We start from the raw sequence: 23870 nt of genomic DNA, 5'->3' as shown, positions 1-23870 counted from the left end.
GGCAAAACCTGGACGGGATATGGATGTGAATAATGCGCATCCGACAATAGTATTCATCGGATAACCATTCCTATGTATTGCCCAGACTCCCGCGCTTTCCCGCGTCGTGCCCATTGCCTGCCCGCCGCCGTGTTCGGTGGCTTGCTGGTGTCCCTCTCGGCTTCGGCCGAAGAACCTGACCGCCGCTCCAAGTCGAACGCTTCATTGGTGCTACCCACGCTGAAAGTGCAGGGCGAGCAGGAACTGGGCGAGACTACCGAGGACTCCGGCAGCTACACCACCGGCGCCATGTCCACGGCCATCGGCCTGCCGCTGTCGATCCGCGAGACCCCGCAATCGGTCAGCGTCGTCACCCGCCAGCGCATCGAGGACCAGGGCCTGGCCACCACCGCCGAGATCCTGGCCAGCGCCCCGGGGATTTCCTATACCCGCAGCGACAGCAATCGCCTGGCGTTTTCCGCCCGGGGTTTCGCCATCGACAACTTCCAGTTCGACGGCCTGGCATCGCCCATCAACAACCTGTGGAACTTCGGTGCCACCGACATGGACTCGGCCATCTACGACCGGGTGGAAATCGTGCGCGGTTCCACGGGGCTGCTGACCGGCGCCGGCAACCCTTCGGCAGCGGTGAATTTCGTGCGTAAAAAGCCGCTGGCGGATTTCGCCATCAGCGGCTCGGCCGGCGCCGGACGCTGGGGGGAGCGGCGCGGTGATTTCGATCTGTCGCTGCCCCTGGCGGCGGATGGGAGGGTGGCGGCGCGGCTGGTGGCGGCCTACTCGGAAAAAGACAGCTACGTGAACTATCTGGAAAACGACTCACGCACGCTCTATGGGGTGATCAGCGCCGAGCTGAGCCCCAGCACCCGGCTGACCACCAGCCTGGAATACCAGCGCAACCGGGTGCGGGGCATGGGCAGTGGTTTTCCGTTGTTCTACAGCGATGGCTCGCGCACCGACTTCGGCCGTTCGACCGCCAACAACACCCGCTGGAGCCGGACCGGCAGTGAGTCCACCACGGCCTTCGTCGACCTGGAGCACACCCTGGACAACGACTGGAAACTGCGTACGGCCTACAGCCGTTACGAGGGTGGCTATGACATGCACTCGCTGTTTCGCGGTGGTTTTCCGGACCGCACCAGCGGCCTGGGGATGCGGGTCAATTTCCTCAACTACGACGGCGAACGCAGCCGCGATACCTGGCATGTGACGGCCAGCGGGCCGTTCCAGTTGCTGGGGCGCGGGCACGAGCTGGGCCTGGGCTGGATGAGCATTGACGACGACCTGAACATCGACCAGTACCAGCCCGCTGGCAGAACCCCGGCCCTGGGCAGCTTCACCGACTGGCGCAACGGCCGGATCCCCGAGCCGGCGTGGTCACGCACCCGATCCTCGGGCGATGCCACCCATACCCGGCAGACCGGTGGCTACCTGGTGACCCGGCTGTCCCTGGCCGATCCGTTGCACTTGATTCTCGGGGCGCGGATCAGCGACTGGCGGATCGACCAGAACTACTACGGCGCCCAGCGCCAGTACCGCTACAAGAATGAAGTCACGCCCTATGCCGGGCTGATCTACGACATCGATTCCACCTACAGCGCCTACGCCAGCTACACCAGCATCTTCAACCAGCAGAACGCCCGTGGCGCCAACGGCAGCATCCTCGATCCGGTGACTGGCGACAGCTACGAGGTAGGGCTCAAGGCGGCCTACCTGGAGGGACGGCTCAACGCCGCGCTGGCGGTCTACCGCACCCAGCAGGAAGGGCTGGCCGAAGCCATCCCCGGGGTGAACGTGCAAGGGCGGCCCAACGAGCAGGCCTACAAGGCCGGCACCGGGGCGCGGGTCGATGGTTTCGACCTGGACCTGAGTGGCCAGCTCAGCGATGCCTGGAACCTGTCCGCCAGCTATACCCACTTCATCGCCCGCAATGGCGATGGCCGGGCGATCAACACCGAGTTCCCCAGGACCCAGTTCAAGCTGTTCACCACCTATCGGCTCTCGGGTGTGCTGGACCAACTGACCCTGGGCGGTGGCACCACCTGGAACAGCCGGACCTCGCGCAACCGGGTGTCCAGCCCGCGGGGCCTGACCGATGTGGGCCAGGGCGCCTATGCCTTGACCAGCCTGATGGCGCGTTACCAGGTCAATGACAACCTGTCGGTCAGTGCCAACCTGGATAACCTGTTCGACAAGCGTTACTACGAGCAACTGGGCTTCTACAGCCAGGGCTTGTGGGGCGAGCCGCGCAGCCTGCGCCTGAGTGCCAAGGCCAGCTTCTGACCTGCGCTCCGGCGCCGTTGGTGGCCTGGCTCAGAGGCCGAAACGGCTCGGGCGGCAGGGTTCGAGTTCCGCGCAGCGGTGACCCGAAAGTTCCTGGCTGACCAGACGCCCGACGATCGGTGCCAGGGTCACCCCGGCGTGCATCACCGCCAGGTACAACCCGGGGTACTGGGCGAGCGGGCCGATGATCGGTACCTGGTCATCGGGCATCGGCCGCTGGCCTACTTCGACGCTGCGCAAGGTCACCGCCTCGGCACCACGCAGGGCCTGGCGGATGCTGGCCAGTGCTTGCTGGGCGATGGCCTCGGGCGTTGCGTCATCGAGGTGGTCCTCGGCTGCCAGCAGACTGCCGTCAGGGGCTTCGCGCACCTCCAGCTGGTCGTTGGAAATCAGGGTCTTGACCAGCCCCCGAGGGGCGTCCAGGCGTAGCAGGATCGATGGCGAAGCGTGCATGGGCAGTTCGATGCCCAGCGACTCCAGCAGGGCCGGGGTGCCGCAACCGGTGGCCAGTACCAGGTGGTCGGCCTGATAGACCCCGGCGGCGGTGGTCACGCCGATCCCTTGCTGGCCTTCTACTTGCAGCTCCAGCACCGAGACTTGGGTCAGCACTTGCGCGCCATGGGCGCGGGCGCCTTCGAGCAGGCACAGGGTGGTGGCCACCGGGTCGAGGCTGCCTTCGCCGGGGGCGAACTGCGCGCGTTCCGGTACGGCCTGCAGGTTGGGCTCGAGTTGGGCGATCCGCTGGCGATCGAGCCACTGGCGCGTCGACCCGCAGGGCATTGCGGTGGGTTGCATGGCGTTCGCCTGGTAATAGCACAGCGCGCCGGACCAGTTGATCCGCAGGCCCGGCAGCTCCTGCTCCAGGCGCCGGTAATCGGTCAGCGCCTGTTCGCGCAGGGGCCTCACGGGGCTGGGGTATTCCCCGTGGGGGTTGATCCAGGCGAAGGAGTGGCGCGTGACGCCCGAGCCGGGAGTGTCCTGCTCCAGGACGGTCACCTGGGCGCCCTGGCGGGCCAGGTGGTAGGCGATGGCGGCGCCGACGATCCCGGCGCCCAGCACTATTACCCGTGGATGCTGCATAGCTACCTCGTAGATGTGGTCAGTGGCGGCGCTGGCGTTCGATCAGGGCCTGGGCCTGTACCTGCTGGATCCAGGCGTCCTTGCAATCGCTGTAGGCATGGGAGTCGTCCGGGTGCGGGGCCTGGGCGATCTGCCGCGCCTGTTCGGTCCGTTGCGGGTCATGGGGCAGCAGCTCGACCTTGATCGGGGCCGGAGAGGGAGCAGCAGGTGATTCGCGGTGCATGGCCAAGGTGTCTCCTGACGGTGAAGCCGATTGCAGGGCGCACCTTAACCGTGGGTTCGCAGCCCCGGCAATTGGCTCAATGTTATGAAATTGCAAGCGCCTTCCGGGTGCCGGCCAGGTGCTGGTCAGGCGCCTGGAGGGCGCTGCCTAGCGGCTTTCCATGGCCAGGCCCCGGGCCTGCGGCAAGGGGTTACGCATCAGCCGTCCCACCACCAGCGCGCCCAGCAGGGCCAGGCCGCCAGCCACCGCCAGGACCAGGCCGAAGCCACCGGTGAAGGCCTGCAGGGCCAGGGGCTCGACCAGCGGACGGGCACTCTCGGGCAACCCGGCCAGGGCACCTTGCATGTCGCCGGCCACCACCCGCGAGGCGATCTCCGGAGCCTGGGCCAACCAGGGCCCGGGGACCTGTTGCAAATTGCCTTGCAGCAGTTGCCGGGTGTGGTTGCCCAACAGTGCGCCGAACACGCCGATGGCCAGCATGATGGCGCTGAAGCGCATGGTGGTGCTCAGCCCCGAGGCCATGCCGGTACGTTCTCGGGGGACGCAGGCCATGATGTTCTTCTGCGTATCGCCGTTGAGCAGGCCGGCCCCGGCTCCGGTCACCGCGATCGCCAGGGCGAAGGCCGAGTAGCCGCCGACCTGCACGGCCCAGGCGCTGAGCAGGTTGCCGCTGCCCACCAGGGCCAGCCCGGCGGCCATCAGCGTGGCGGGCGGATAGCGCCCGGCCAGGCGTGCGCCGATCCGCGGGCAGACCAGCATGGTCAAGGCGAAGGGCAGCATGCCCAGCCCCGAGGCGATGGCCGAGAAGCCCAGGCCGTTCTGCAGGTAGAACGGCAGCAGGGTCATCATCACCTGGGCGCAGCCGGCGTAGGCGAACATGCCCAGCAAGGCGCCGATGAAGCGTGGATGGCGCAACAGCTGCAAGTCCACCATGGGCCTTTGTTGCAGGCGCTCGACCAGCACGAACAGGCCCAGCAGCGCCAACCCGGCCAGCAGGCGCAGGACAGTAGCCGGATTGCCCCAGCCGATGCGGTTGGCCTCGATCAGGCCCCAGATCAGGCACAGCAGGCTGGCGCTGAACACCAGGCTGCCCCAGGGATCCAGGCGCGCCGCCCGGGTATCGCGGGATTCCGGCACCTGGCGCATGACGCACCAGAGCAGCAGGGCGCCCACCGGCAAGTTGAAGTAGAAGATCCAGCGCCAGCCCAGGTACTGGGTGATCAGGCCGCCGATCGTCGGCGCGGTGGTCATCGCCAAACCCATGCAGCCGCCCCAGAAGGCCCAGGCCCTGGCGCGTTCCGTTTCGTCGTGAAAGACATGGCCGATGGTCGCCAGGGCCGAGGTCAGCAGCAGCGCCGCGCCTATTCCCTTGAGTGCCCGCGCCAGGTCCAGCAGCAGGGCCGTGGGCGCGGCGCCGCAGCCCACGGAGGCGAGGATGAACAAACCCAGGCCGCAGAGCAGGGTGCGCTTGCGGCCAAAGCGGTCGGCCAGGCTGCCGGCCGGGAGCAGCAGGGCGGCGAAGGCCAGCATGTAGGCGCTGACCACCCATTCGATATCGGCGAAGTCGGCGCCCAGGTCCCGGGCGATGCTGGGCAGCGCCACGGCGACGATGTTGGTGTCCAGGATGATCAGCGAGCAGACACCGGAGGCGGTCAGCAGGGTCAGGCGCGGGTTGCCGGAGGTGCTCATGGCGCACTCTGCCGGCCAAGGCTGGCCAGGGCCGCGAGGGCGATTTCATCATCGTGGGCCGGGGTGTCGGCGCTGACCCCGATGGCGCCCACCACCTGGCCCTCGAGCACGATCGGCTGGGCGCCTTTCATCATCAGCAGGCCGGCACTGAGGGCCGCCGGGCGCCCGCCGTTGATGGCGTTTTCCAGATCGCCCGAGGGGCGGCGAAACAACGCCGAGGTGCGCGCCTTGCCCTGGGCCAGTTCGATCCCGGCGACCACCGGCGCGCCATCCATGCGTGCGCCCAGAACCGGCCAGCCGCCGTCGTCGACTATCACCACGGCACAGGGCCAACCCTTGGCCCGGGCGGTTTCCTGGGCGGCCTTGAGCAGGTCCTGGGCTCGGTCCAGGGTAAGGATTGCCTTGTGGGCAACGGACGCTTGGGTTTCTGCCGCTACCGCCCCTTGCAGGCTGCAGCAGGTGATCATGGCCAGAAGCAGAGGTTTGACGCGCATGGCATGGGCTCTCTAGTGTGGAGGTCCTGGGAGCTTATCCCGGCCATTGGCGCAGTTCGTTAGCCTCTGGCGGCAAGTTCATTACCTTTTGGCTAACGCATCCATGGACATCCGACACTTTCGCTATTTCCTGGCGGTGGCGCGCCAGCGCAACTTCACCCGGGCCGCCGAGCAACTGGGCATCGCGCCACCGACCCTGAGCCGGCAAATCCAGGACATGGAGCAGGCCCTGGGCACGCGGCTGTTCCTGCGCCAGCAGCGCGAGGTCAGCCTGACCGAGGCCGGCGCCACCTTGCTGCTGGAGGCCGAGGCCACGGTACGCCAGTTCGAGCTGGCGCAGCGCAACGCCCAGCGCGCCGGCCGCGGCGAGATCGGCCATATCGAGCTGGGCTACGTGGCCTCGGCGGTGTACTCGGGGGTGCTGCAAAAGCAGGTGCAGGAGTTCGTCCGCGACTGCCCGGATGTCAGCCTCAATGTGCGCGAGTGCCCCATGCCCACCTTGCCAGCGCGGATCGCCGACGGTCGCCTGGACATCGGCTACATCCGTTCGCCCATGACCTTGCCGGAAGGGGTGGAGGCGATCCGCCTGGAGGCCGAGGGTTTCGTCCTGGCGTTGCCGGCGCAGTCCTGGCTGTGCCGCCTGCCGCAGATCGCCTGCGAGCACCTGCTCAACGAAACCTTCATCCTGCCGGAACAGATCAACGGCACCTTGCAGGTGGCGGCTGAGGGCGGCTACGCCCCCAAGCTCGGTGTACAGCCCGGTGGCCTGGTGGCAGTGCTGGCCCTGGTATCCCTGGGGCAGGGTGTCGCCGTGGTGCCGGAGTCGGTGGTGGGCCACCTGAGCCTGCCCCATGTCCTGTACCGACCTATCCTGGGTAGCTCGGCTTCTTCCTGGCTGTCGCTGGTCCATCGGCGTTTCGAGCAGGCCCCGGCGGTGACTCGCTACATCGAGCAAGTGCGCCGCGAATACCGCCGCTGACCGCCACTTCGGCAATCGCTCTGTCCCGGTAAATCCTCGTGTAGCCGCTGCCGAGCTTGCGAGGCTCTACACGGGCGCGTAGCGGCCGCAGCGTTGTATCAAGCCAATTGCGGACCCCATTCGGGCGGCTCGTACCGAGCCGTGCGCAGCCTGGGGCAGTGGCTACACTAAGCGCGCTGGGAGGCGGATAAAATCTTGTAATGATTTGCCGCTGGGGCTGCGAGGCCCATGCCTTGTAATCTCCAAATCCGTTTTTTCACTCAGGACATGCATGAACACGCTCTCGGAGCCTCCCAATCGGCGCTCTCATCTCGCTTTCCCCCCTGACTTCCCACGTCATCCCGCCCTCCTGAGGCGCAGGCGTTCAGGCCGCCACAGCAGTGGCCGTGCTTATCCGGCATCCGCCGTTCCCCATCTTTGCCAGCCCGTCCCCAAGGCCCTGCGCCTTGGCGTCTTGTCGCGCCTGGCCGCCTGAGTTTTCCGGAGACCTACGTTATGGAATGGATCGCAGACCCCACGGCCTGGCTCGGCCTCTTGACCCTGATCGTCCTGGAGCTGGTGCTGGGCATCGACAACCTGGTGTTCATCGCCATCCTCGCCGACAAGCTGCCGCCCCATCAGCGCGATCGTGCGCGGATCATCGGCCTGTCGTTGGCGTTGCTGATGCGCCTGGGCCTGCTGGCGAGCATCTCCTGGATGGTGACCCTGACCCAGCCGTTGTTCGAGGTATGGGGCAAGAGCTTCTCGGGCCGTGACTTGATCCTGCTGTTCGGTGGTGTGTTCCTGTTGTTCAAGGCCACCATGGAGTTGCACGAGCGCCTTGAGGGCCATGTCAGCCAGCGGGCCAGCAACGCCGGTTATGCGCTGTTCTGGCCCATCGTGGCGCAGATCGTGGTGCTCGATGCGGTGTTCTCCCTGGACGCGGTGATCACTGCCGTGGGCATGGTCGATGAGCTGGCGGTGATGATGATCGCGGTGGTGGTGTCCATCGGCGTGATGATCGTGGCCAGCAAGCCGCTGACCCGCTTCGTCAACAGCCACCCGACGGTGATCATGCTGTGCCTGGGCTTCTTGATGATGATCGGCTTCAGCCTGACCGCCGAAGGCCTGGGCTTCCACATTCCCAAGGGCTACCTGTACGCGGCCATCGGTTTCTCGATCCTGATCGAACTGTTCAACCAGATCGCCCGGGCCCGGCGCAAGAAGTCCATGCAGGGCCTGCGGCCGATGCGCGAGCGTACGGCCCACGCGGTGATGCGCCTGCTGGGCGGGCGCAAGCTGGCAGCGGAGGAGGTGGGCGAGGATATCGCCGACCTGGTGGAAGGCGACGAGACGGCGCCCAACGAGCTGTTCGACCGCCGCGAGCGGGTGATGATCAGCGGCGTGCTGCAGCTGGCCGAACGCCCGATCCGCAGCCTGATGACGGTACGTGCCGACGTCGACTACATCGACCTGGCCGACGACGCCGAAAGCATCCGCGAGAAACTGATGCATTCGTCCTACTCACGCCTGCCGCTGATTCGCGACGGTGCGGTGGAGGAGCCGTTGGGCTTCGTGCACAAGAAGGAACTGCTCAAGGAGTACCTGGCCGGCAACCAGCCGAACCTTGCGCACCTGGCGCGGACCACGATCAACCTGCTGGACAGCTTCACGATCCTCAATGCCCTGGAGCAGATGCGCAAGGCCTCGACCCACATCGCCTTCGTGATCAACGAATTCGGCGATTTCGTCGGCGTCCTGAGCATGACCGACATCCTCGAGTCCATCGCTGGCGAGTTGCCTGACGCCAGCGAAATCGAAGGTCCGGACATCGTCGAGGAGCAGGGCGGGTTCCTGGTCAGCGGTGCCTTGAACCTGGCGCAGATCCGCCAGCGCACCGGCTTCGCCGCTGAGCCGACCGAGGATTACCAGACCCTGGCCGGGCTGGTCATGAGCCTGCTGGACCGCTTGCCGGTCAAGGGCGATTGCCTGGAGTGGCAGGGCTGGAGCCTCCAGGTGATGACGGTCGAGGAACGGCGGGTGACCCGGGTGCGGATGCACCGGCAGGACCCGCCAGAGCCATGAGGTGACAGAGCCGGACGCGAGTCCGGCTTTTTTTTTGCCCGGCCCATGCCTGGCATATGCCTGCCCCCCGTTGCGCGCGCCTGTTCGACCCTCGAAAGCAGGCTTTGATTGCTTAAGTTTTGCTTGAAAGCTTTCAATCATGCGGCTGATTATCATTCCCGGATAGCTGCCGCAGACTGGCCTCGAATCTCCCTGTCCCCGTGTTCTTGCAGCCCGGGGTCTTGAAACGAGCGGTCTATGCCAGTCAATCCCCAAACCCCTGCATCGCCACTTCTTGGCGAACGTCCCGCGATGGCGCAGGCCGACGCCACGGATACCGTCCAGTGCGCCCTGGCCTGTTGCCAATTGCTGCTGCAACTGACCCAGGAGCGCGCGCCACGAGCCAGTGCCGCGGCAGGCGGGCACAACCTGCGCCAGGCGCTCAAGGGCTACGCTCGGGAGGCTGGCGTCGACCTGCGCCTGGAGCGCCTGGCACTCAAGCGCCTCACCCCGAAGATGCTGCCCCTGGTCTGGCGCGACCGCAGCGGCGCCTTCGTCCTGCTGGCCCGGCTTAGCGAAGCCCAGGCCCTGGTGCAACGCCCGACTGTCCCGACCCCGCAAGTGCTCGAGCGCGCAGAGTTGGCCGAGGCCTGGAGCGGCGAGGTGATTCGCCTGCGCCAGGGGAGCCTGCGTTTCGACCTGTCCTGGTTCGTGCCCGAACTGCTGCGTCACCGGCGGATACTCGGCGAAGTGTTGCTGTGCTCCCTGGTCTTGCAAGTGCTGGCCCTGGCGACTCCGTTGTTCTTCCAGGCGGTCATGGACAAGGTCATGGTGCACCGGGCGCTGTCGACCCTCGATGTGCTGGTGATGACCCTGGTGGCGGTCGGCCTGTTCGAGGTGCTGCTCAAGGGGTTGCGCGAATACCTCTCGGCGCACACCGCCAACCGCATCGACATTGGCCTCGGGGTCAAGCTGTTCCGCCATCTGCTGGGGCTGCCGCTGCTGTATTTCAAGCAGCGCCAGGTAGGCGCGATCATCACGCGGGTGCAGGAGCTGGACAGCATCCGCGAATTCCTCACCGGCTCCCTGCTGACCCTGTGCGTGGACGTGGCCTTCACCTTGGTGTTCTTCGCGGTGATGGCCTGGATCTCCTGGCCGCTGACCCTGCTGGTGCTGCTGACCCTGCCACTCTACGCACTCCTGGCCTGGGCCAGCACCGGCGCGCTGGAGAAGCGCATCGAGCAGCAGTTCTACAGCGCGGCGCGCAATAGCGCCTTTCTCAACGAGAGCGTGAGCAGCAGCGAAACCATCAAGAGCCTGGCGGTGGAGCCGCGCATGCAAAGGCGCTGGGAGGCACAGACGGCGCAGATGGTCGAGGCCGGGTTTGCCAGCCAGACCCTGGGTAGCGCCATCAGCCAGGTGGTGACGCTGTTGCAGAAGGTCACGGCGGTGGCGGTGATCTGCTGGGGAGCGAGCAAGGTCATCGACCTGCAGATGACCATCGGCCAATTGATCGCCTTCAACATGATGCTGTCCCACGTCAGCCAGCCGGTGGCCAAGCTGATCGAGGTCTGGCAGCAGTTCGTCCGCGTCCGGGTGTCGGTGGACAAGCTGGGCGACATGCTCAACCTGCCGGTGGAGCAGGTCGAGGGCGATCGACGCCCGGCACAGGCCCTGCGCGGCGAGGTACGGATCGAGCGCCTCGCGTTCCGCTATCGCCCGGAACTGGAGCTGGTGCTGCGGGGCCTGGACTTGCACATCGCCGCCGGCCAGACCCTGGGCATCGTCGGGCCGTCCGGCTCTGGCAAGAGCACGCTCACCCGCCTGCTGCAAAAACTCTACACCCCGGACGCCGGGCGCATCTTGATCGACGGTGTACCGCTGCAGCAGTTGCAGCCGGCCTGGTTGCGCAGCCAGATCGGCGTGGTGCTGCAGGAAAACTACCTGTTCAACCGCAGCGTGCGGCACAACATCGCCCTGCGCCAGCCAACCGCGTCCCTGGAGAGCGTGATCGAGGCGGCGCGCCTGGCCGGTGCCCACGAGTTCATCCTGCGCCTGCCCCTGGGCTACGACACGGTACTGGCCGAAGCCGGCAGCTCGCTGTCCGGCGGCCAGCGGCAACGCATCGCCATCGCCCGGGCACTGATGGGCGACCCGCGGCTGTTGATCTTCGACGAGGCCACCAGCGCCCTGGACGACGAATCCCAGGCGCTGATCCAGGACAACATGGCGCGCATCGCAAAGGGGCGCACGGTGATCATCATTGCCCACCGCCTGTCGGCGGTACGCCATTGCCAGCGGATCATCGCCCTGGAACACGGGCGCATCAGCGAATCGGGCAACCATCAGCAATTGCTCGCCAACGGTGGTTGCTATGCGCGCTTGTGGGCGCTGCAACAGGCGCTGCGCAAGGAGAGCGAATGATGCAAGGCCTGCTGACTGCCTGGCGGCGCGCCTGGCAACTGTTGCGCGCGGCCCCGGCCCTGGTGCAACGCAGCCGTGACGAATACGAATTCCAGCCCGGTTACCTGGAGATCGTCGAACGCCCACCCGCACCCTGGGCGCGAGGCACGGCCCTGCTGCTGATCCTGAGCATCGCCCTGGCCCTGGGCTGGGCCATCCTCGGCTTCCTCGACATCCACGCCAGTGCCGCCGGGCGCCTGATGGTCTCCAGCTACACCAAGGTGATCCAGGCCCACGAGGCCGGCGAAGTCCGCGCGATCCACGTACGCGATGGGCAACGGGTCAAGGCCGGCGACGTGCTGGTGGCGCTCAACCCCATCGGCATCGATGCCGAGCTCGGCGAGTTGCGTGCGCAACTGGCCTTCAAGCGCCTGGAGCTGGCCCGGGCCCGCGCCTTGCTGAGCGAGGACCCGCTGGCTAGCTACCAGCCACCTGCGGGCCTGGACGCCGAGCAGGTCGCGGCGGCGCGACAACAGTTGGCCAGCAACTGGAAGGAGATCCGCGCCAACCTCGACAGCCTCAATGCCGAGATCGCCATCAACCAGGCCAGCCAACGGGCCCGCAACGGCGAGATCGCCGCCCTGGGCAAGCTGGCCGGCAACGTGCGCCGGCGCCTCGATGCGCGCCGGGCGATGGCCGCCGAACAGTTGATGCCCCGGGTCGAGTTGCTCGAACAGGAAAAGGAACAGCTGGAGGTCGAGCGCTCCCTGGCCCAGCAGCATGCCGAGCTGCAGGTGCTCAAGGCCCAGGCGCAGAACCGCCAGGAACAGCGCGACAGCTTCCTGGCCCGGACCCAGCGCGAGCAGCACGAGTTGCTCAACCGCAGCCACCAGGATGTCGCCGTGCTCGAGCAGCAGTTGATCCGTGGCCGTGACCGGCAGCGCCTGCAGACCTTGCTGGCACCGGTGGACGGTGTGGTCCAGCAACTGGCGGTACACACCCTGGGCGGTGCGGTGCAGCCGGCGCAGCAACTCTTGGTGATAGTGCCCGAAGGCGCCGAGCTGGACGCCGAGGTCATGGTGCTGAACAAGGACGTCGGTTTCGTCAGGGCCGGCCAGCCGGTGGAGCTCAAGGTCGACGCCTTCCCCTACACCCGCTACGGCACCCTGCGCGGCACGGTGGAGCATGTTTCCGGCGACGCCATCAAGGATGAACAGCAGGGCCTGGTGTTTCCGACTCGTATCCGCCTGGCGCGCGAGACGCTGGCCGAGGGACAACAGCCCATGCCCCTGCAAGCCGGGATGAGCGTCACGGGTGAGATCCGCACCGGCGAACGGCGGGTGATCAACTACCTGCTGGGGCCGATCCGCGAGTACCAGTCCGAAGCGTTACGGGAGCGTTGAGCATGAGCACAGCCTTCAATCCCGCCGCCGAACAGGCGCCGACGATACTCGATACTGGCCTGCATGCATTGGCTTGGGCCGCCAGGCGATTCGACCTGAGCATCAGCGTGGCGCAGTTGCAGCACCGCCTGGGCCGGGTCGAGGGCCTGGCCGACAGCCTCGACCTGCGACGCTGCGCCGGTTGGATCGGCCTGCGGGCACGGGCGGTGCACAGCCACCTGGGGCGCCTGCACAACCTGCCGTTGCCGGCATTGCTGGAGACCACCCGGGGCTGGGCGGTGCTGGACGCGGTGGACGGTGACCGGCTGCGGCTGTTCTGGCCGTTGCAGGGGCAGTGCCAGAGCCTGTCCGGCGAGGAGCTTGCCGGGCTCTGGCATGGCCGGGTACTGCTGCTGGCCGAGCGGCATGTCGAGCCCCGGACCCAGGGTTTCGGAGTCGGCTGGTTCCTGCCGTCGATCCTCAAGCACGCACGGCAGTTTCGCAGCGTGTTGCTGGTCTCGCTGATGCTGCAACTGGTGGCGCTGGTCACGCCGTTGCTGTTCGAGAACATCATCGACCGGGTCCTGGTCAGCCGCGGTATGTCCAGCCTGCAAGTGCTGGGCATCGCCATGCTGGCCCTGGCGCTGTTCGAGCCGCTGTTCGGCCTGCTGCGTTCCTGGCTGTTCAGCAACGTGGCGAGCAAGATCAACGCCGAGTTGTCCGCGCGTCTGTACCAGCACCTGGTCCAGCTGCCACTGGGATACTTCCAGGGCCGGCAGACCGGCGAGATCATCGCCCGGGTCGGCGAGATGCAGCAGGTCCGCCAGTTCCTCACCGGCTCGGCCCTGACCCTGGTGCTGGACCTGGCCTTCTGCGGGCTGTTCATTGCCGTGATGTACGCCTATGCGCCGCTGCTGACCTGGGTGGTGGTGGGCTCCCTGGCCCTGTATTTCCTGTTCTGGTTGTGCGTGGGGCCCTTGTTGCGCAGCCGGGCCCTGCGGGAGTACGAGCTGAACGCGGCCAACACGGCATTTCTTACCGAGGCCGTGACCGGCATCGAAACCATCAAGACCGGGGCTATCGAGAGCGGCTTCCAGCAACAGTGGCAACGGCAACTGGCGGCCTATGTGCGCGCGGCGTTCCACACCCGCATCGTCGGTATCTGGGCCGGGCAGGGCATTGGCCTGATCCAGAAGCTGTGTTCCGCGCTGCTGCTGTGGTGGGGGGTGATGCTGGTGCTGGACGGGCGGCTGAGCCCGGGGCAACTGGTGGCCTTCAACATGCTGGCCGGGCATGTGGTGGAGCCGATCCTGCGCCTGGCCCAGGTCTGGCAGGACTTCCAGCACACGCTGATTTCCCTGCGGCGCCTGGGCGACATCCTCGACACCGAATGCGAGAGCGGCAGCGGCGGCCTGGCCTCGGTGCCGGCGTTGCAGGGCGCGGTGAAGTTCCAGGGCGTGCGCTTTCGCTATGAGGAAGACGGCCAGGAGATCCTGCGCAACCTCGACCTGGAGGTCCGCCCGGGGGAGTTCGTCGGCGTCACCGGGCCTTCCGGTTCCGGCAAGTCGACCCTGACCCGCCTGTTGCAGCGGCTCTACGTGCCCCAGCACGGCCAGGTGCTGGTGGACGGCATCGACCTGGCCATCGCCGACCCGGTGGCCCTGCGTCGCAACATGAGCGTGGTGCTCCAGGAAAGCGTGCTGTTCGCCGGCAGCGTGGCCGAGAACATCCGCCTGTGCCGGCCCCAGGCCTGCGATGCCGAGGTCCGGCACGCGGCCAGCCTGGCGGGCGCGGCCGATTTCATCGAGGCCCTGGCCCAGGGCTACGAGACCCAGGTCGGCGAGCGGGGCGGTCAGTTGTCCGGCGGCCAGCGCCAGCGCATCGCCCTGGCCCGGGCCTTGTTGGGCAACCCCGGGATCTTGTTGCTGGACGAGGCCACCAGCGCCCTGGACTACGAGTCGGAAGCCGCGGTGATGGCCAACCTGCGAGACATCGCCCGCGGCCGCACGGTGATCAGCGTGGCCCATCGCCTCAATACCCTGCGCCACGCCGACCGCATCCTGGTCATCGACCAGGGGCGGGTACTCGAACAGGGCACCCATGAACAACTGCTCGCCCTGGATGGCCTGTACGCCCGGCAATGGGCCTTGCAGATGAACGATTGATTCCACCGACGGCAGGAGGGCTCACCAACCAGCCATGTCTCCCCACCCCGCATCTCCCTAGAGGGCCCTTGGCGACACCAAGGGCCGCCGTAAAACAGACAGAGGATCACCGCAATGGCTTTTATGTCCAAGGACTTCACGCGCCTGCTCAACAGCCTGGTCGACCAGCACATCAAGGCGTCCGGCAGGCAGACCGAATGGTTCAACATGAGCGCCGACGAGCGCGCCAGCTACATCGCCGAGGTCGGCGAGCGCCTGCTGGACATGCAGCAGAGCACCCTCAGCGTGCTGGCCGCCCAGCACTACCAGATGCAGGACAACCCGGTCTCGATCGGTGACCAGCTCAAGACCCTGCAGCAACGACGCGAGCAGATGAACGCCATTGCCGACACCCCGGCGACCAGCGCCTACAAGCAGCAACTGGACCGCGACATCCTGCTCTACAGCCGCCAGCAGACGGCCACCAGCCACTACGAGCGGACCTGGCTCAAGGCCCTGGGTGTGCTCAGCCCCGAGGGCGCCAAGCGCCTGGAGCACAAGAGCCTGGTGGCCAGCGCCCAGGCCAAGCAAGACAAGCTCAAGGGACGGATCGAGCGCCTGGAACAGCAGCTGGCCATCCAGGTGGCCGACTCCACCTTCAGCCAGTCCTACGTCACCCTGTTTTCCGAGTTGCAGGCCTACAAGGACGTCAGTGCCCGCTACGCGAGCCTGCTCGACGCCGCGCCCGCGCAACAGGCCGCGAGCCTGGCGGCGCTGGCCAAGCCGCCGCGCAGCTCCGACGAGCTGCCGGTGAACCTCTCGCTGCTGCTGATGGAGGAACGTCCCGGCTACATCCGCATGAACGTGGCGCTGGTCAATCCCAGCACCGACGGGCGCTTCAAGGATTTCTTCCTCGACCACGGCAAGCTGGTGGTGCCCACCGACGGCGTGCTGAACTTCTCCTTCGGCACTGCGGCCCGCTCCCTGGCCTGGCAGCAGCAGTACCGCCTGAAGAGCGAGCCGCCATCCCGGCGTTCGCCGACCTACGCGCCGATTCGCTCGGTGCTGGTCAAGACCGCCTTCGTCGAGCAGTACTTCGCCAACCACCTGGTGTCGGAGAGCTCCCTGCGTGAAGGCTTCAAGGCCCAGGTGCTGGGTAACGGCCGCAAACTGTTGCTGACCGGGGTCGATCGCAAGGTGCCGAACCAGGTCGGTGTCCAGGTCTCCGGCCAGTCGCCCGGCACCAGCGCCAGCCGCGAAGTACCGCTGGGGAGCGCCTTGAGCGAGCTGATCAACCAGAACGCGGATATCGCCAGCTTCCAGACCATTGGCCTTGAAGACTATCGCCAGCACGGCTACCACCCCGATCGTGACGGCGTTTTCGTCAACATCCATGAGCTGGAGCGCTCGGTGGGTTTCACCGAACGTCAGTACCTGCTGGAAATGCCCCAGGACGGTGGCTACCGCGCGGCAACGCCGTTTGCCCTGATCACCGTCGAGGGCGACAAGGTCAGCAGCAGCCACCTGAGCCAGGCGCAGACCGATGCCCTGTATCAATACAACTCGGCGTTCTTCGACAAGCTGGAGCAACTGCGCAACGGTGGTATCAAGGCCAGCCGCCTGTTCGAGGGCAGCAGCGAACGCGCGAGTTTCGTCCAGCAACTGGGCCGCTTGCTCGAACGCAACCACATCACTCCGGCCGGGGTGTTGAAGGCGGAATACAGCCGCACCAGCCTGCGCGATATCAAGGGCAACAACCTGAACAAGGTGCTCTGGGAGCAGGCGTTCGCCGCGTCGGCCTGGCACAGCGCCGACGGCGACGCACTGCTGTTCGACCTGGCAGCCCGCCTGGCGGACGATCCGGCGCTGGCCAAGGCCCTGGACGGTGGTTATGTGCAGAGCGACATCGCCCAGGCCAGGTTGCTGCTGGCGCCGCTGTACGAGCCCTGGCAGGCGCGTGCGGTCGATACCGAGAACCAGCGGGTGGCCGCGGCCAACGCGGCGCAGCATCCGGGCAATCCGCGAATACAATTGTTCGATGCCGTGGCAGTGCAGCGTGCCCTGGACGGCAAGGTGCTGGACCTGCTGTTGCGCGGCCCGGCGGTCCTGGAACCCATCGATGCGTCGCTACGCCCGGCGGTCGAGCAGTTGCTGGCCAGCGAGCAGGGCCGCAGCCTGCGCAAGCAGGCGTTGTTCCATGCCCTGCGCCCGCTGGCCGACAGCCTGGGCAAGGCTGCAGCGCCGATCAATGCCCATGCCCAGCTGGCACCGCCCGGTGGCGCCGACAAGGTGGTGATCAACAACCGGCTGAACCAGCCCGATCCCTACCTGATCCTCAATACCCACCCGGAGCAGGCCCAGGCCGCTGCCACCTGGCTGGTGGAGGATGACAAGTACCGCAGCTACAACCAGTTCCGTCCTGACCCGGAAAATGTCGCCACTCGCTACATGAACGACCTGGACACACCGTTCGTGGGCGGGATTTCCGGGACCACCCAGACCGTCAGCAATGCCTTGCCGGAGCTGTTCGGTAGCGCGTTGAGCGTCAAGCAGTACTGGCAGTTCCAGATGGCCAATGCGGCCTTCATGATCCGCAACGGCTATCACTCGTTCTTCGAGACCCTGTATGTCGCCGCCCGCTACGAGCCCCAGGGCGCGGACAGCATCGGCCAGGACATGTTGCAGATGTTCGACCGTTATCGCACCGAGGGCCACGAGCAAGCATTGCAGGGCGAGTTGTACGACGGGGTCATGGCCCGCGTGCTGCCCATCGTCAACGAGGGCCTGCCCGCTAGCGAGCAGTTCCACCCGCCGCGCTTCACCAGCATCGGCCCGATGCCCTCGTTGCTGGGGCAGGCTGCCAAGGACTTGCAGCTCAAGGCCGGGCTGGAATCGCTGGGCAGCGGTTTCGAACCGCGCCAGGGCAGCGCCGACATCCAGCAGTTCGCCGCCGACCCCGTGCAGTTCGCCAAGACCCACGCCCTCAGTGCCGAGGCGCTGGTCAAGGCCGGGCGCTTGCCGGCCCAGGGCGACGTGCAACTGGTCAAGGTCGCGGCGAACCTGTACGAGCTCGAATACACCGAGCATGGCAGTAACGAGATCGCCGCTGGCGGCGACAGCGTGCCGGCGTACTTCCTCGGCTACAACGGGCCGAACCAGGCCAATGCCGCGCCGGCCTATGTGGACATTCCCAAGCACGCGGCAGCAGGCAGCTTCTTGTTCACCGGCACCTTGTCCGGCTGCTCGCTGGTGGTGACCAGCCTGGATGCCGATACCTTCAGGGTCTATCACGATGGCCGGGTCAACAGCTCGCTGCTGTACGACAACGTGGTGATGGCGGTCGACTACAAGGACTATCAGGTCGCCGGCACCGCCGAAGGCCTGGCCGCGGCCTACATGCAGTACCTCGATGGCCAGTGGCAGTTGGTGTTCCAGCGCCAGGAGTACCAGCGCGAGGGCCACACGGTCTGGCCGAAGTTGCGTGCGGGCGCCGAGCCCCTGGCGATCCAGACCGTCGATGCCCAGGTGCAGGCGCGCAACCACAGCGAGTTCGCCGCCTACCGCGAGCAGGTGCACCAGAACCTGAAGAAGGTCGCGGCTCAGTTCGGGGTGGCGAGCGATGGAGTGGCCGACGGCGTCTACAGTGGCGGGGACTTCGCTCCCGATCATCCGGCGATCGCCGCCTGGAACCGGCTGCGCGAAGAGGTCCAGGCCAAGGTCAACGCCGATATCCAGCAGGTGGTCGACCAGCGCTTCGAGCTGCAGGATCGGCGGCGCACGGCCAGCGACAAGGGCCTGATCGACCAGCAGATCAAGCAGCTCAACCTCACCCAGGATTACTACCGGGCACAGTACGACCCGGTCCTGCGTGAAGCCGGCTCGGTGGAGAAGACCTGGCTCTGGCAGCAGATCAAGGCCAGCCAGGGCAGCGCCGCGGTGGTGCGCACCGACGATAGTGCGATCCAGGGCGGGGGCGAGGAGCGCACCAGCAGCATCGGTGAGCGGTATGCCATTGCCGAGGCCTACCAGCGCGGTGCGCGGGGCACGGCGTTCAACGACGGCCTGCGGGATTTTCGCCAGGTCAAGATTCCCGGGGTGGACGACAAGATGTCGTCCCTGGAAATGAAGCGATTGTTCCTCGACGGTTCGCTCACGCCCCAGCAGCGCGGTGCCCTGAGCGCACGCATCAGCGAGACCGCACAGGCTGAATACATCGACAAGGTGCTGCGCCAGACCGCAGTGTTCAGTGAAGACTTCCACAAGGCCGGCAGCGTCTTCGGTCAGCTGGCGCCCCAGGATTTCTACCTGTCGCTGGTCGGCGACCGCTCCGGTGGCCGCTGCTACCCGCTGGTGCGGGCGATGGCCGTGGCCCTGGCCAATGGCGGCGAGGCCGGCGTCAACAGCCTGGTGCAGAAGCTGTTCCTGGCCTCCGCCGATCCTGAGGCGGGCAGCTCGACCTTGCTCAAGAACAGCCTGATCCGCCTGCACTCCAATGTCGACGCGGTGCAGGCTTCGACCGAGGTGGGGCAACTCAAGTTGTCCGAGGTGGTGGCGCGGCTGGCCGCCAGCAAGGGCACGGCGATGTTCGCCCTCAATACCCAGAACCACTCGATGATGGTGGGCAGCACGCAGGGGGCCGAAGGCCAGCGCTATTACTTCTACGACCCGAACGTGGGCATCTTTGCCTTCGATTCCACCCAGGCGCTGGCCAGTGCCATGCAGCAGCATCTGGTGACGCGCAAGCTGGCCGCCCACTACGGATCGTTCGGCAGCCAGTCGCAGCCGGCCTTCAACCTGGTACAGATCGACACCGCCAAGATGGCCCAGGTGCCGGTGGGCAACGGCCTGGATGTCGCCGACCTGTCCCGTCCCCAGGAACTGGCCGGAGTCATTGGCCAGCGCCGCCAGGTCGAGCAGGCGGTGAGCGCCCAGCAGCGGGTCAGCGAGGACCTGCGCCTGGGCGCGGCATTGACCACCTTCGACGCCGAACAGTGGGGCGCGCGCTTCGAGGCCGCCAGCATCCGCCTGGCCGCCGAGCACCAGCTGGACGGTCACTGGATACCGATCATCAGCACCCTCGAGGAGCCCAAGGAAGGCGGCTATCGGGTGCAGTTCATCAACCGCGACCAACCGCAACTGGAGCCCCGCTGGCTGGCCACCGAGGACGGCACCTTCGTCGAATTCCGCCGGTTCGTCGATGAGCACATGCGCGTGTTCAACGAACACTTCACCCTGGAACACGGGCAGATCCGCCCCCGTGCCGGCGTCGGCGAAGCACCGGCGGTGGATGGCCTGAACGCCGGGTTCGCGGTGCAGACGCTGATCCAGTGGTTCGCCGACAAGAACCGCCAGGAGGCTGCCCAGGGAACGCTCGCGCCGGACCTGGCCACTGCGCTGAAGATCCACAGCTACCTGGGCCTGGCGCAGATCGGCCATGGCACCTTGCAGGATGTGGCCAAGGTCACCGAGCTGGTGCGCACCGCGCTGCGTGGCGAAGCCATGGCCGCCCAGACCTCGCTCAGAGACTTCGCCTCGACCCTGGGCCATACGGTCAACGAAGGGGCGGGCCTGTTGTTCGGCGGAGCCATGGTCGGCCTCGATGCCTATGAGCTGGCCCATGCTGAAAACGATGTGCAGAAGGCGGTATTCGGCACCCAGCTGGCGTTCGATTCGGCCAGTTTCGTCACCGGCGCGGCCGGGGTCGGCGCCGGGCTGCTGGGCGCCTCGACGGCGGCCGCGGCCCTGGGCGGCGCGGGGGTGATCCTCGGCGGCTTGGCGGTGGGCTTCACGGCGCTGGCCCAGGCCTTCGGCGCGGTGGCCGAGGACGCCAAGGCGGTCGGGCGCTACTTCGACGCGCTGGACCAGGCCTACAAGGGCAATGGCTATCGCTACGATGCGGACAAGCAGGTGCTGGTGCCGCTGGCTGGAGCTGTGGTCAAGCGCCTGGACCTGCGCAACAACCAGATCGGTTTCGACAGCCAGTACATCTACCGCACCCACCACGGTTCCACCGGTTCCGGGGCGATCAACTACTTTTTCTGGGCCGGGGACTTCCCGCGGATGATCCACGACCGCGACCAGGCGATCGAGGTGCGCAGCGGCATCGGCTACGGCCAGGACACCAAGGCCCTGGAGCATGGCGACAGCAAGGCGCTGATCCTGCCAGGCACGCCCAAGTCCTACATCAGCTACGAGTACATGATCCTGCCCGGGGCCACCACCCGGCATGACACCGGTTTCGACGTGATCCGAAGGCTCGAGGAGGACCGGCGCTTCGACTACGACTTCTACATTTTCCCCAGCGAGGAGACCATCCGGCGGATTCGCCAGGAGTACGTATGGACCCCGGTCGAGGTGCTGCTGGACTCAAGCGACCGGCAGTTGATCGTCCCTGAGTTGCCCAAGGAGTTGCATGGCTACCTGAACTACCAGGTCAAGGGCTCCGGCGGGCGCTATCTGGTGGGGCTCAACGAAGGCGCCCAGGTCGAACTCGCCAGCGAGGCCGGCACGATTGCGTCGCGTTGGATCATCGACACCAGCCAACTGGCGGACCAGTCCATCAGCGTGGCGAAGGACCAGCTGAAAGTCGGCGGCGTGGTGGTCAAGCTCGATCCGGCGCACAACGGCCAGGTGCTGCTGGTCAACGCCAAGGGCGAGGTGCGTGAAGTCGATTTCACGAGCCTGGACACCCAGGTGGTGGAAGAAGACGCGAGCAAATGGCAGGTGCCGGGCCAGCGTATCGAACAGCACCTGAGCGAGTTGGCCAAGGCTCATCAGTTGCATGGCCAGTATGTGACCGTGGAAAACTACAGCCACGGCGGGCGCAATGTCGGCCGGGCGTTCTACGACGTCGCCAAGGAGCGCATGCTGTTCACCGACACCCAGGTGGAGCAGGCTCGCAACGCCCAATTGGGGGCGGTGGTCGGCGACCATGCCTACTTCGTGGATGCCGAGAACGCCGCGGCCTGGCGTGTCGAGATCGCCACCGGCAAGGTGGACGCGCAGTTCGCGCCCTCGTTCAACCAGAGCGCCGGACGCATCAGCCGATTCTGGCAAGAGGGCGACGCGGTCTACCTGGCCCGGCGCTACCAGCTCAAGGAGCGCGAGGCCGAGCTGAACTTCCGCATCCTCGGCGATCGCATGGAACTGGTGGGCGTGGTGGGCGATGACGCCTTGCTGCAACTGTCGGCCCGTAGCCAGCAGCATGGCGATACGCTCAAGACCTTGCTCCAGGGCTACCAGGAGCAGGCCACCGAGCGTGCCACGCCGGTCTACAGCCTCGGTGCGCCGATGGTGGAGCCCAGTGCCGCGGCCCTGGTGACGGTGTTTGGCCTGGACGACGCGAAGGTGGCGCACCGCTACTGGGTACGCACCAGCGACGGCACCCTGATCAAGCCCAACCTGGCCCCGCCCGAGGGTGAGCAACCCGCACCGGATGCCCAGGGCCAGCCCCGCAGCGCCTGGCCGATTCCACCGGACCTGGTGTTCGCTGGCAGCATGCTGCAGCCCGCAGGCCCGGAGGTGTTTTTCTTCTACAGCCAGCAGCAGAAGGTGGTGTTCCGCCAGGAGGGCGCGGGGCAGAAGGTCCTCGACGGCAGCCAGCCGAACGCCTTGCGCCTGGCCCTGCCGGCCCTGGCCAACGTGCTGGAGCTCAACGGGCACCTGGTGGCCGTGACCGGAGATGGGCGCGTGGCGCGCATCGAGGCCTCGGGCCAGCTGGCCTATGAGGCGGTCAACGAGCATTGGCTCAAGGGGCGGGCGACCTGGTGGCAAGACCTGGCCAGCGTCAACGGCAGCAGTGCGACCTTGGCGGTGTTCGGGGCCAAGACCACCGATGGCAAGGGAGCGTTGCCGGTCTGGTATCACAATGGCCAGGTGGTGGTGGCGTCACCTGCGTTGCACGGCAAATCCCTGCAGTTCCTCGGTTTCGACGACGCCAGTGCCAGCGCCCGGCTGTTCGAGCCCGAGAGCGGCAAGCTTTACCTGCAGGCACCGATGTCCGCCGAGGCGCTGGCGACGGCATTCGCCGCAGACCAGATGCTCGCGGCTTCGGCGCAGGTACCGGCGGCCACGGCGCTGCTGTCCGAAGTGCCGCTGCGTTCTGCGGTGCAGGTGGATGCCGGGTTGCGGCTGACCACAGCCAAGGGCGAGGTGCTGCTGCGCAATAATGCGGGCGAGGTGCAGTTGGTGGCGCTGGACAAGGGCTGGCAGCGCGAGCGGCTGGGCAATTTGCCCCAGGCGCTGGCCGAGGTGGCAGGGCATTGGCGGGCCCAGGGCGTGTTGACCTTGCAAGGTGATGGCACCCAGGGTTGGTTCGATGTCGCCAGCGCGCAGATGTTCGCCAGTAACGGTATCGCCGCGGCCAGCGACCTGCGTTTTATCGGCGTGGCGGCCGGATCGCCGAATTCGGCCTACGTCTATAGCCCGGCGGAGCAGGCGCTGTACCAGGTCCAGCCGCAGGGCGCGCAGAAGCTTGGCCACTACGGCAATGTCCAGCGAGTGGGCTCTTCGCTGCTTCTGCAAGGCGGCGGTGTGGACGGCCGCCAGGATGAACTGACGCCGCCGTTGATCGCCGGGGTCGACAGTGTCGTGCTGCATGGTGGCAGCGCTGACGATACCTATCGCCTGAGTGCGCAGACCTGGGCGCACTACCGTACCGTGGTGATCGACAACGATGACCCTGGCCAGGCCCTGGATCGCCTGATCATGCCGGTGGCCGATGCCAAGGACATCCTGGTCAGCCGCCAGGGTGACGATGTGTTGCTGACCGATGCCGGCACCGGCTCGGCCCTGGTGCTGCGCCAGGTGCTGGGCAGCCAGGCCGCGGCGCATGGCCATTTGCAGATCGAGCTGCAGGGCGATTCGGCGGTGATCAGCGTCGAGCAGCTGTTGCAGGGCTTCGCCCAGATCGGATCGAGCAAGGGCGGGTTGTTCGAGCTGGCGTCGCGTGAGCGCCCGGCGTCGCCAGAGAGCAATGACCTGGTGGCCCTGGCCGATGCCGAAGGCCCGAGCCTGGCCAAGCTCAGCGGGGCCATGGCGGCCTTCGCCGACACCGGTGGCGTTCGTGAACACCTGCCGCAGAACCGCCAAGCCACCCAGGCGTTGCTGGCACCACCACTGACCTGACGACACGGCAATGACCACAGGAGGGGC

General features: G+C 66.7%; 11 protein-coding genes. 7 read left to right on the top strand and 4 right to left on the bottom strand.

The window, feature by feature from the left end:
* The first annotated feature begins 72 nt into the window (after positions 1-72).
* A complete protein-coding gene (gene fauA / locus GDH07_RS25455; RefSeq protein WP_152899282.1) occupies positions 73-2280 on the top strand; it encodes a TonB-dependent alcaligin siderophore receptor FauA in 2208 nt (735 codons plus the stop codon).
* Between the two features lie 30 nt (positions 2281-2310).
* On the opposite strand, the gene GDH07_RS25450 is transcribed toward fauA, so the two are convergent.
* The 4 genes from GDH07_RS25450 to GDH07_RS25435 form a co-directional block, all read right to left on the bottom strand.
* Complete coding sequence (locus GDH07_RS25450; RefSeq protein ID WP_152899281.1) at positions 2311-3360, bottom strand: NAD(P)/FAD-dependent oxidoreductase; 1050 nt, start codon at positions 3358-3360, stop codon at positions 2311-2313.
* 19 nt (positions 3361-3379) lie between these two features.
* A complete protein-coding gene (locus GDH07_RS25445) occupies positions 3380-3583 on the bottom strand; it encodes a hypothetical protein (RefSeq protein WP_152899280.1) in 204 nt (67 codons plus the stop codon).
* Positions 3584-3730: 147 nt separating this feature from the next.
* The gene (locus GDH07_RS25440) at positions 3731-5272 is read right to left on the bottom strand and encodes an MFS transporter (protein ID WP_152899279.1); all 1542 of its coding nucleotides are present in this window, start codon (positions 5270-5272) and stop codon (positions 3731-3733) included.
* The gene (locus GDH07_RS25435) at positions 5269-5766 is read right to left on the bottom strand and encodes a GlcG/HbpS family heme-binding protein (RefSeq protein WP_022644396.1); all 498 of its coding nucleotides are present in this window, start codon (positions 5764-5766) and stop codon (positions 5269-5271) included. Before GDH07_RS25435 ends, GDH07_RS25440 begins: the two co-directional genes overlap by 4 nt.
* A 103-nt stretch (positions 5767-5869) precedes the next feature.
* Between GDH07_RS25435 and GDH07_RS25430 the strand changes: the two genes are divergently transcribed.
* The 6 genes from GDH07_RS25430 (at position 5870) to GDH07_RS25405 (ending at position 23843) form a co-directional block, all read left to right on the top strand.
* The gene (locus tag GDH07_RS25430; protein ID WP_022644397.1) at positions 5870-6745 is read left to right on the top strand and encodes a LysR family transcriptional regulator; all 876 of its coding nucleotides are present in this window, start codon (positions 5870-5872) and stop codon (positions 6743-6745) included.
* 495 nt (positions 6746-7240) lie between these two features.
* On the top strand, positions 7241-8809 hold the full coding sequence (locus GDH07_RS25425; protein ID WP_152899278.1) for a TerC family protein: 1569 nt from the start codon (positions 7241-7243) through the stop codon (positions 8807-8809).
* Positions 8810-9100: 291 nt separating this feature from the next.
* The gene (locus GDH07_RS25420) at positions 9101-11212 is read left to right on the top strand and encodes a peptidase domain-containing ABC transporter (RefSeq protein ID WP_152899483.1); all 2112 of its coding nucleotides are present in this window, start codon (positions 9101-9103) and stop codon (positions 11210-11212) included.
* Positions 11209-12594: an HlyD family type I secretion periplasmic adaptor subunit gene (locus tag GDH07_RS25415; RefSeq protein ID WP_152899277.1), complete on the top strand. Its 1386-nt coding sequence runs from the start codon at positions 11209-11211 to the stop codon at positions 12592-12594. The genes GDH07_RS25420 and GDH07_RS25415 overlap by 4 nt, the downstream gene beginning before the upstream one ends.
* A gap of 2 nt (positions 12595-12596) precedes the next feature.
* Positions 12597-14738, top strand: coding sequence for a type I secretion system permease/ATPase (locus GDH07_RS25410; protein WP_152899276.1), 2142 nt, complete (start codon positions 12597-12599; stop codon positions 14736-14738).
* Positions 14739-14852: 114 nt separating this feature from the next.
* Positions 14853-23843: a TcdA/TcdB pore-forming domain-containing protein gene (locus GDH07_RS25405; protein ID WP_152899275.1), complete on the top strand. Its 8991-nt coding sequence runs from the start codon at positions 14853-14855 to the stop codon at positions 23841-23843.
* The last annotated feature ends 27 nt before the right edge of the window (positions 23844-23870 follow it).

The sequence above is a fragment of the Pseudomonas piscis genome (assembly GCF_009380155.1).
GTDB lineage: Bacteria > Pseudomonadota > Gammaproteobacteria > Pseudomonadales > Pseudomonadaceae > Aquipseudomonas > Aquipseudomonas piscis.
Note: the sequence above shows the minus strand (reverse complement) of the source record. Positions and strands in the feature narration are given on the sequence as shown.